Annotated in this window: 1 protein-coding gene; it reads left to right on the top strand. The window is 56.3% G+C overall.

The features are described 5' to 3' along the window. Positions 1–3: 3 nt before the first annotated feature. The coding region (gene tuf / locus CSZ94_RS27310) for an elongation factor Tu (RefSeq protein WP_102124360.1) at positions 4–1,124 on the top strand (1,121 nt) is incomplete at its 3' end.

Genomic DNA, 1,124 nt, shown 5'->3' with positions numbered 1-1,124 from the left:
AAAATGGCAAAAGGTAAATTCGAACGGACCAAGCCGCACGTCAACGTCGGCACCATCGGCCACGTCGACCACGGTAAAACCACGCTGACCGCTGCAATCGCAACGGTTCTGTCGAAGAAATTCGGCGGCGAAGCTAAAGCATACGACCAGATCGATGCAGCACCAGAAGAAAAAGCGCGCGGTATCACGATTAACACCGCTCACGTCGAGTACGAAACGGCAGCGCGTCACTACGCGCACGTTGACTGCCCAGGCCACGCCGATTACATCAAAAACATGATTACCGGTGCTGCCCAGATGGATGGCGCGATCCTGGTGTGCTCCGCAGCTGACGGCCCAATGCCACAGACCCGCGAACACATCCTGCTGGCCCGCCAAGTTGGCGTTCCATACATCATCGTGTTCCTGAACAAGTGCGACCTGGTCGACGACGCAGAGCTGCTGGAACTGGTTGAAATGGAAGTGCGCGAGCTGTTGTCGAAGTATGAGTTCCCTGGCGACGACGTGCCTATCATCAAAGGTTCGGCACGTATGGCGCTGGAAGGCAAGGAAGGCGAAATGGGCGTGGATGCAGTATTGCGTCTGGCCGATGCCCTCGATTCCTACATCCCAACGCCAGAGCGCGCTGTTGACGGCGCCTTCCTGATGCCAGTAGAAGACGTGTTCTCGATCTCGGGTCGCGGTACCGTTGTGACCGGTCGTATCGAGCGCGGCATTGTCAAAGTCGGCGAAGAGATCGAAATCGTTGGCATTATCGACACCGTCAAAACGACTTGCACCGGCGTGGAAATGTTCCGCAAACTGCTGGACCAAGGTCAAGCAGGCGACAACGTTGGTCTGCTGCTGCGCGGCACCAAGCGTGAAGACGTGCAACGTGGTCAAGTTCTGGCAAAGCCAGGCTCGATCAAGCCACACGCCCACTTCACCGGCGAGATCTATGTTCTGTCGAAAGACGAAGGCGGTCGTCATACGCCATTCTTCAACAACTATCGTCCACAGTTCTACTTCCGCACGACGGACGTGACTGGTTCGATCGAGTTGCCAGCAGACAAAGAAATGGTCATGCCAGGCGATAACGTGTCGATCACCGTCAAGCTGATCAACCCGATCGCGATGGAAGAAGG

The sequence above is a fragment of the Janthinobacterium sp. ROICE36 genome (assembly GCF_002869965.1).
Taxonomy (GTDB): Bacteria; Pseudomonadota; Gammaproteobacteria; order Burkholderiales; family Burkholderiaceae_D; genus Janthinobacterium.
Note: the sequence above shows the minus strand (reverse complement) of the source record. Positions and strands in the feature narration are given on the sequence as shown.